Here is an 8,368-nt window from a genome sequence, read left to right on the forward strand (position 1 = left end):
AGAAATGGGAGCAGAGCCTAACCGTACGCCGTCACCCCGGCCTTGAGCGGGGGTCCAGCCGCGCCGCGTCGGCGGCGCGAAAGGGTCTTCTGCGCTCAAGGACTTGAGCGCGCTGGATGCCGGATCAAGTCCGGCATGACGGAGGATGGGAAACGCCTCGCTTCAAAAGCGGCCGGCAGGCCAGAGGGGCTGGGCCGGATGACGATACTTCGCAAGCTTTCGATCTGAACATGAAAGGATAGACAACAGATGCGTCAGGGATGGAGATGGTTCGGGCCGGAAGCGCCGGTGACGCTCGACGAGGTGCGGCAGACGGGCGCCACCAATATCGTTTCCTCGCTGCATCAGGTGCCGATCGGCCGCGCGTGGACAGAGGCCGAGGTGCGGGAGCGTCAGGCGCTGATCGAAACGACGCCTGCCGGGCGCACTTCCCTCACCTGGTCCGTCATCGAAAGCATTCCGATCCCCGATCTCGTCAAGCGCCAGGGTGGCAAGGCCAAGGCGGAGATCGAGGCCTGGATCGCGAGCCTCGAGGCGGTCGCGGCCTGCGGCATCAAGATCATCTGCTACAATTTCATGCCTGTCGTCGACTGGACGCGCACGGAGCTGGACTACATCACCCCGACCGGCGCAACCGCGATGCGCTTCGACCACGAGCGCTTCGCCGCCTTCGACCTCTTCGTGCTGCAGCGGCCGGGTGCGGAGAAGGAATATTCCGCCGAGGACGTTGCCCGTGCCCGCGCCGTCCACGAGACGATGCCGGAAGAAGAGATCGCCTCGATCACCAGCAACATCACGTCCGCCCTACCCGGCTCCACCACCGAGCCGTTGACCATCCCCGGCTTCCGCGACCGGCTTCTCTCCTATCGCGACGTCGACGCCAAGCGCCTGCGTCAGCACCTGATCGAGTTCCTCGAAGCGGTCACGCCGGCGGCTGAAGCGCGGGGCGTCAAGCTGACGCTGCATCCAGACGACCCGCCGCGCCCGCTTTTCGGCCTGCCGCGCGTCGCCTCGACCGCGGACGACTATGCCGCTCTCTTCGACGCGGTCTCGTCAGAGGCGAACGGCATGTGCTACTGCACCGGGAGCCTCGGCGTGCGCGCCGACAATGATCTGCCGGCGATTGCCCGCCGCTTCGCCTCGCGCATCCATTTCGCGCATCTGCGTACCACCACCCGCGAAGGCGATGGCCGCAGCTTCCATGAAAGCGCCCATCTGGAGGGGGACGTCGATCTGGTGGCGGTATTGAGGGAACTCGTCGCGGAGGACAAGCGCCGCGCGGCCGAAAGCACCATCGTCTTCCGCTCCGACCACGGCCACCGCATGCTCGACGATCTCAGCAAGACGGTCACCCCCGGCTATCCGGCGATCGGCCGCATGCGCGGTCTCGCGGAACTGCGCGGCATCCTGCACGCGCTCGGAGCGAAGCCGAACTGAGATTACGGCCGCCGCGCCAATCGCGGCGGCTTGATCGGCGCCGGATTTTCTGTAGCCATGGGCGCATGCTCGAGAACGAAGACCCTGCCCCGCATATCGACGCCGATCTGGTGCGGCGCCTGATCGCTACGCAATTTTCGAAGTGGGCGCACCTGCCGGTGACGCCGGTCGAGCCTGGCGGATGGGACAACCGCACGTTCCGCCTGGGCGAAACGATGTCCGTCCGCCTGCCGAGCCGGCAGCGCTATGTGGCGCAGGTCGACAAGGAGCATCGCTGGCTTCCCCTTCTTGCGTCGCAACTGCCGTTGCCGATCCCCACGCCGCTGGCCAAGGGTGCACCGGGCGAGACCTATCCCTGGCCCTGGTCCGTCCATCGGTGGATCGAAGGTGAGCCGGCAACGACCGAAACGATCGCCGATCTCGAGCAATTCGCGCTTTCGCTTGCCGGGTTCATTAACGCGCTTCATCGCATCGACGCGAGCGACGGCCCGCCCGCGGGTGCGCACAATTTCCATCGCGGCGGCCGGCTTTCGGTCTATGACGGCGAGACCCGCGCCGCGCTGATGGCGTTGCGGGACCGGATCGATACGGCGGCCGCGGAAAGACTATGGGAGAAGGCTCTCGCTTCGCAATGGCAACGTTCGCCGGTCTGGGTTCACGGCGACATTGCCTGGGGCAACCTGCTGGTGCGGCAAGGAGAGTTACGTGCCGTTATCGATTTCGGCAGCTCGGCGGTCGGCGATCCCGCCTGCGACCTGGTGATCGCTTGGACGCTATTTTCCGGCAAAAGCCGCGAAACGTTCCGGGCAGCACTTTCCCTGGACGAAAATTGCTGGAGCCGCGCCCGTGGCTGGGCGTTGTGGAAGGCTCTGATCACGGTTGCCGGCCACGACGCCAACCAGCGCGAAGCCGGCAAGTCGTTTTCTGTGCTGGAGGCGCTGTTGAGCGAGGCAGACTTGGCTTCTGGTGATTGATCGCGACGCCGCATGATGCTAAGGCCCAGCTCTAGACAGGAATGAATTTGAGAAGAAAATAATAAAGCATTTCAAGATATTACTGCATCTATGGTGCGTGTCCGAGACGCGGCCCTAGTTGATTATATTGTAGCCTCGAGGAACGACGGCCTCGAATTTTAAAAGGATGACCTATGACCAAAAAACGATCCAAGGCGAAAGTCAAAAATGCGTACAAGGCGATAATTGCGGACAGGCCAGTCGCCGGACAGACGCCGCCGCTTGGCGGCGACAATCCTGAAATCACGAAGGTTGACGGCGACGCCGCCGTGCAGGCCTACATCGCGGCGATGCCGGACTGGATGCATGACGTCGGTCTGCGTCTCGACGTGCTGATCGCGAAGAGCGTGCCGGGCGTGAGCAAGACCGTGAAGTGGGATTCACCCACCTATGGCTTGGAGGGCCAAGGCTGGTTCCTCAGCTTCCATTGCTTCAGCAATTACGTCAAAGTCGGTTTCTTCCGCGGAACGTCGCTTGATCCCCTTCCCCCCGGCGCTTCCAAGCAGACAGAAGTGCGCTACTTCGACATCCACGCGAACGACACGCTCAACGAGCCTGCAATGGCGGCGTGGATCCGGCAAGCTGCCGCCCTGCCCGGCAAGATCGCCTAGCGCCGGGCAATTCCAGGGGGCCGTTTACCATCCGGAATTGCGTAGAATCAAAAAGCGAGCGTTTCCGGGATCCGAGGAAAACGGAGACGCTCATGGCCGGCCGGACACGCCGCTCATGTCGCGGCGGCGCTGCTGTCCCAGGGATCCGGTCCCGGATTGCGCCCTGCCGCGACTTCGGCCAGACGGCCGATATAGTGGTTCCAGCCCTTGGAGTGGCCTTCGCATTGTTCGACGTTGGGAAGGCCGGTGTGGGTGACCCTGAGCAGGGTGCCGTCCGGCCTCTCGATGAGGTCGATCTCCACCAGGCTCGAGCCGGGCGGTACCTCGTCGTCGTGTTCCCAGCCGAAGCTGTAGGCGAGACGGTGGACCGGGACTACTTCGCGGAAGGTTCCGCGGGCAACGCGCTTTCCGGTGACGTTGAGGAGATAGAGCCCGTCGGTCTTCGGCTCGACCTCCGCTTGCGTTCCCATCCAGCGCAGGATCTTGTCAGGATCGGTCAAAAGGGCGAATACGGCGGCGGGCGGGGCCGCGATGTGCGTTTCGCTGCGGACGACGAGGGCATCTTGCATCGATCTTCCCTTAAGGTTGCATTGACGGCCCCAATGTGGCGAGGGACGCTGGGGACTTGTCTGATATTAAACCAATTGGCTTAATGATGCTACTCGTTTGAGCGAAGTGTTGCCTCAAGCCCGATGACAGGCAAGGCGTCGCGAGGCTATGCTTGCGCCATGGATTTGCCCGCACCGCTTGCCTGGTTGGTGGACGAAGCCGCCGCAACACTAGGCCCGGAATTGTTTCTGGCCGAGCTCGGCGGCAGGCTGCTGGCCGACGGAGTGCCGTTGGCCGGCGGCGCGCTGACGCTCGCCGTCCCCCATCCGGTGATTGCTCGGCGTACCTTTCTCTGGCGGGCCGATACCGGCGCGGTGATCGAGGCTTTGAGTTTTGCCGGCGGTCCACGCCAGGCTGGGCACGACTGGCTTTCGGGGCTGGGTCCGGTGCGCGAGGATGCGATCGGGCCGGTACCGGAGCGGCTGGTGCTCGGCTGGGCGGGAACGCGGCCGTTCGATCGGCACGAGACCGAACGCCTGCTTCAAGTCGCGCGCTTTGCCGCCGCACCCCTTTCAGCGCTCGCCGAACGGGCGGCGCTGACGGCCCTGCTCGAAGCTTATCTCGGCCGACGCAGTGCCGCCCGCGTCCAGGCCGGCGCGCTTCGCCGAGGTACGGGCGAAACGATCCGCGCAGCGCTGCTCTACGCCGACTTGCGCAATTTCACCGCACTTTCCGAAACATCGGTGCCGGCGGCGGTGATCGCCGCGCTCGACGCCTGGTTCGATCGCGTCGCCGGCGCCGTCCACGCCTTTCGCGGCGAGGTGCTGAAATTCATCGGCGACGGAGTGCTGGCGATCTTTCCCGTTTCCGGCGCGCCCGCGGAGGCCTGCGACGCGGCGCTCCGCGCCGTCATGGCCGCCCGCGCCGGCATGGCCCATCTCGACCAGACTCGAGAGGCCGAGGGGTTGCCGCCTCTTCCTTTCGGCGCGGCGGTGCATCTCGGCGATATCTTGTGGGGCAATATCGGCGCGGCCGACCGCCTGGATTTCACGGCCATCGGCCCTGCCGTCAACCTCGTCAGCCGGCTGGAGGGACTGTGCCGCCCGCTTGGCCGCTCCGTCCTGGTTTCCGGAGCGCTCGCCGCAGAAACCGCGATGCCGCTTCTGCCTCTCGGCGAACAGGTGCTGCGCGGCATCGCCGCACCCTGCGCCGTCTTCACGCTGCCGGATGCCTGATTGGGAACAAGGGTGTAGTTCGCCGACGGCCATGTTATTGGGTGCGGTGATGACCCCGCGAGAAGACGGAGATCCCATGAAGCCTGCCGCTACCACCCCCGCTCCCGGCGACGCCGACGCCCGTCGAGCGATCGCCCCCGTCATCTGCTATCCGGTCGAGACTTTGCCCCGCCCGGATCTTGGCGCCTATCGCGCGCTGCGCGACGATCTGCAGCTGGTGGAGACCGTCGTGGTGCCGCCGCGCGAGGCGGTCACCTGGACGATCCCGGCCGGCCATTTCTGCCGAATCCTCTGCAGCGAAGGCGCGCAGGTGGGCGATCTGAACCTTTTCAACGCTCGGGACCTGAACGAACGGCTCTATACCGGCAAGACGCGGGCGCTGAACGGCACCCATGTCGGCCTCGGCGACCAGCTTTTTTCCAACCTGCCCTATCTGCGCCCGATCGCCACGATCACCCACGACACGCTGGATTGGTACGGCTTCGACGAATTCGGCGGCGCCGTGCACGATGTCATCGGCACGCGCTGCGACCCCTATACGAACAATCTCCTGACCCACGGCGGGCAGTATCACCATTGCTGCCATTCGAACCTGACGCGCGCCTTCGCCAGGAAGACCGGCATGCTGCTCAAAGAGGCCGAGAGCTATATCCACGACGTGCTCAACGTCTTCATGTGCACCGGCTTCACGCGCGATACCGGGCAGTATTTCATGAAGGCGAGCCCGGTGCGGCCAGGCGACTACCTGGAATTTTTCGCCGAGATCGATCTGCTCGGCTGCATGTCGGCCTGCCCCGGCGGCGATTGCTCGGTGAAGCATTCCGCCGATGTCGCCGTCTGCCATCCGCTGCTGGTGGAGGTCTACAAGGCCGCGCGTTTGCCGGAAGGCTGGGTACCGCCGCCGATAAACGGCTACGACCGGACCCACGGGCTCTAGCATCGTTTGGTGCGAGCTCTTGAACTCCGCGCAATATGACGCTATTTTACGCCAGAATTAGCGGCAAAGAGTGGATGAGGTTTGGTCATGGGACTTGCGCAGTATGCCGACGACGGGGTCTTTGCCCCGCGCAAGATCGCCGACGCCCTCCATACCACCAGCGAGGAGATCGCCCGCACCGCGGGGCTGGGCAAGGATGCGATCCAGCGCCGCGACCGCGTGCGCTCGGACAAGACGCAACGGCGGCTCCGTGAGATGATCGAGGTCATCAACAAGGTCGAGCCACGCTTCGGCTCGGCGCTGATGGCCTATGCCTGGTATCGATCCGAGCCGCTCTCCGGTTTTTCCGGACAGACAGCGATGCAGCTGGTGCGCAGCGGGCGCGCCGAGGACGTCCTCGACTATATCGACGCTGTCGATGCCGGCGTGCACGCCTGAGCGATGCGCTATCAGGGCATGCTATATCGGGCTTTGAACCCCATCCATGCGCGTGAGCCGCTGTCCGGTCGTGGTGCGGAACTTTACGGCGGCCGCTTCAATCCGAAGGGCCTGCCGGCGCTCTACACGTCTCTTTCGATCATGACGGCGCTTCGGGAAGCCAATCAGGTGGGCAGCCTGCAGCCCACCACCCTCGTCGCTTATGACGCCGATATCGGCCGCGTTTTCGACAGTGGCGACCGCGAGGCGCTCGCCGCCGAGGGCATGGAACCGGCAGCGCTGGCGGCCAAGACCTGGCGCGACGAAATGAAGGCTAACGGCGAGGCGAAGACCCAGGCGCTTGCCAGGCGGCTGATCGCGGCCGACTATCACGGTCTGCTGGTCAGAAGCTTCGCCCCAGGCGCAACCGCCGAAGACCTCAATCTCGTCCTCTGGAAATGGAGCGCCGCGCCGCCCTTCCGCCTGACGCTCATCGACGACGAAAATCGCTTGTCGCGGTAGATAGGCCCGTGTGGACAGGCGCTGATCGCTTGGTTTTGAGAGCGCTTCAATCCTGGCCGATGTCGCGGCCGGTCTTGGCGACGGTGTGCAGCCGTTCGGCGAATTCGCGCCGCAGGGTGCGGCGAAGTTCGGCGGCGCGGTGGCGGCGCTTGTCGGTTTCGCTCTGTGGCTGCCATTCCGGCACGGCGACCGGCTGGCTGTTGCCGTCGACGGCGACCATGGTGAAATAGCAGGAATTGGTGTGCCGCCTGGTGCCGGCGCGGATGTTTTCCGCCTCGACGCGAATACCGACCTCCATCGAGGTTCGGCCGGCATAGTTGATCGCGGCGCGGAAGGTGACGAGTTCGCCGACATTGATCGGCTCCTTGAAGATCACCTGATCGACCGAAAGCGTCACCGCATATTGCTTCGAAAAGCGCGAGGCGCAGGAAAAGGCCACCCGATCAAGCAGATTAAGCAGCGCGCCGCCATGCACCTTGCCGCTGAAATTCGCCATGTCCGGCGTCATCAGCACGGTCATTTCCAGCTTTCGCGCATCCTGCTCTTCAACCATGTCGACTTCCCCCTGTCTCGTTCGCCATTCCCGAGATAGTGCTCGGCAATGGCATAGCAGTCAAAGTACACTTGGGGACAATGAGACAAAGCTCCGGGTGATTTCGGCCCGGGAGATGAGCCGCAAGGAGCGGATTTACTATGGCGAATGACATCAAGCGCGTACCGGAGTTCCGCGACGAAGCCGAAGAGCGCGCCTTCTGGGAAAGGCACGATTCCGCCGGGCACATCGACTGGAGCAAGGCCGAACGCGTGCGCCTGCCCAATCTGAAGCCATCGACCACAGCGATTTCGCTGCGATTGCCGAACGCGCTTCTGGAGCGGATCAAGGTTGCCGCAAACAAACGCGACGTGCCCTATCAGTCGCTCATCAAAGCCTGGCTCGCCGAGAAGGTGGATACCTCGGCGCTGTAACTGCGCAGCGCTGCCCCTCCCCTCCTCCGCCCCTTCGGTGGCAACCAGAACGGCAATCGCGTGAGGATGCCCCTCGCCCCCTTCGTCGGGGCCGCTCCATCAATTCCGTGAATCGGTCAGCGCGCATCGATTCCAGATAGTCGTTGGACGCGGCGCCGGCGCTCGGCGAGAATCGCCGCATGGACGATCTCTCCCCTCCCCTGCTTCTGAAACGCCTGGACGCCGCTCGCAACATGGCGCGCTTCTACGGCTTGAGCATCGAGCCGTCGCTCTTTGCCGGCTCGGCGCTGTTGCGCTCCTGGGGGCGCATCGGTACGAAGGGACGGAGCCGGGTCGTGCTCTACGGCGATGTCGAGGAAGCGCGCGCAGCCCTGGAGCGACTAGCCGCCGCCAAGCTCAAGCGCGGCTATCGTCCGGCTTGAACAGCAGGACAGAGTTGACAGCTGTCAACTCCACGCTCTTTCGTCATGCCCAGGTCTGGAGCATCTGCAACCATTCGATTTGCTGACACGCAGCAGATCCTCGGCACAAGGCCACTGCTGTCCGGTTTAATTTGTGTAGACATGGTGCACGGTGTTGATTCTACTCGTGTTCGAGCGTTTGGCGACGATCTCGGACACGAAGGAGGATCAACCCCGTGCGGCACAACAATAGCGTCTTTCATGATGTTTTGAAGCGCGT

11 protein-coding genes are annotated in these 8,368 nt (G+C 64.1%); 9 read left to right on the top strand and 2 right to left on the bottom strand.

The window, feature by feature from the left end; translation table 11 throughout:
* Positions 1-249: 249 nt before the first annotated feature.
* The 3 genes from uxuA (at position 250) to AB4048_RS23020 (ending at position 3,061) form a co-directional block, all read left to right on the top strand.
* A complete protein-coding gene (gene uxuA, locus AB4048_RS23010; RefSeq protein ID WP_442204308.1) occupies positions 250-1,437 on the top strand; it encodes a mannonate dehydratase in 1,188 nt (395 codons plus the stop codon).
* A 65-nt stretch (positions 1,438-1,502) separates the two neighbouring features.
* The gene (locus tag AB4048_RS23015) at positions 1,503-2,411 is read left to right on the top strand and encodes an aminoglycoside phosphotransferase family protein (RefSeq protein ID WP_442204309.1); all 909 of its coding nucleotides are present in this window, start codon (positions 1,503-1,505) and stop codon (positions 2,409-2,411) included.
* Positions 2,412-2,584: 173 nt separating this feature from the next.
* Complete coding sequence (locus tag AB4048_RS23020) at positions 2,585-3,061, top strand: DUF1801 domain-containing protein (RefSeq protein ID WP_442204310.1); 477 nt, start codon at positions 2,585-2,587, stop codon at positions 3,059-3,061.
* A gap of 113 nt (positions 3,062-3,174) precedes the next feature.
* Here the strand turns inward: AB4048_RS23020 and AB4048_RS23025 are convergent, their stop codons facing one another.
* Positions 3,175-3,630, bottom strand: coding sequence for an SRPBCC family protein (locus tag AB4048_RS23025; protein ID WP_442204311.1), 456 nt, complete (start codon positions 3,628-3,630; stop codon positions 3,175-3,177).
* A gap of 159 nt (positions 3,631-3,789) precedes the next feature.
* On the opposite strand from AB4048_RS23025, the gene AB4048_RS23030 reads away from it, so the two are divergent.
* The 4 genes from AB4048_RS23030 (at position 3,790) to AB4048_RS23045 (ending at position 6,721) form a co-directional block, all read left to right on the top strand.
* On the top strand, positions 3,790-4,845 hold the full coding sequence (locus tag AB4048_RS23030; protein WP_442204312.1) for an adenylate/guanylate cyclase domain-containing protein: 1,056 nt from the start codon (positions 3,790-3,792) through the stop codon (positions 4,843-4,845).
* Positions 4,846-4,921: 76 nt separating this feature from the next.
* Positions 4,922-5,782, top strand: a complete 861-nt coding sequence (locus AB4048_RS23035; RefSeq protein WP_442204313.1) for an urea carboxylase-associated family protein — start codon at positions 4,922-4,924, stop codon at positions 5,780-5,782.
* Positions 5,783-5,869: 87 nt separating this feature from the next.
* Positions 5,870-6,220: an antitoxin Xre/MbcA/ParS toxin-binding domain-containing protein gene (locus tag AB4048_RS23040; protein WP_442204314.1), complete on the top strand. Its 351-nt coding sequence runs from the start codon at positions 5,870-5,872 to the stop codon at positions 6,218-6,220.
* 3 nt (positions 6,221-6,223) lie between these two features.
* On the top strand, positions 6,224-6,721 hold the full coding sequence (locus AB4048_RS23045) for an RES family NAD+ phosphorylase (protein WP_442204315.1): 498 nt from the start codon (positions 6,224-6,226) through the stop codon (positions 6,719-6,721).
* Between the two features lie 46 nt (positions 6,722-6,767).
* Here AB4048_RS23045 and AB4048_RS23050 read toward each other — a convergent pair whose 3' ends face one another.
* A complete protein-coding gene (locus tag AB4048_RS23050; RefSeq protein ID WP_442204316.1) occupies positions 6,768-7,274 on the bottom strand; it encodes an acyl-CoA thioesterase in 507 nt (168 codons plus the stop codon).
* Between the two features lie 140 nt (positions 7,275-7,414).
* Here AB4048_RS23050 and AB4048_RS23055 point away from each other — a divergent pair, with 140 nt between their 5' ends.
* Positions 7,415-7,687: a BrnA antitoxin family protein gene (locus AB4048_RS23055; RefSeq protein ID WP_442204317.1), complete on the top strand. Its 273-nt coding sequence runs from the start codon at positions 7,415-7,417 to the stop codon at positions 7,685-7,687.
* Between the two features lie 179 nt (positions 7,688-7,866).
* Positions 7,867-8,109, top strand: a complete 243-nt coding sequence (locus AB4048_RS23060) for a WGR domain-containing protein (RefSeq protein WP_442204318.1) — start codon at positions 7,867-7,869, stop codon at positions 8,107-8,109.
* Positions 8,110-8,368 lie beyond the last annotated feature (259 nt).

This window comes from Rhizobium sp. RAF56, assembly GCF_052113965.1.
Taxonomy (GTDB): Bacteria; Pseudomonadota; Alphaproteobacteria; order Rhizobiales; family Rhizobiaceae; genus Rhizobium.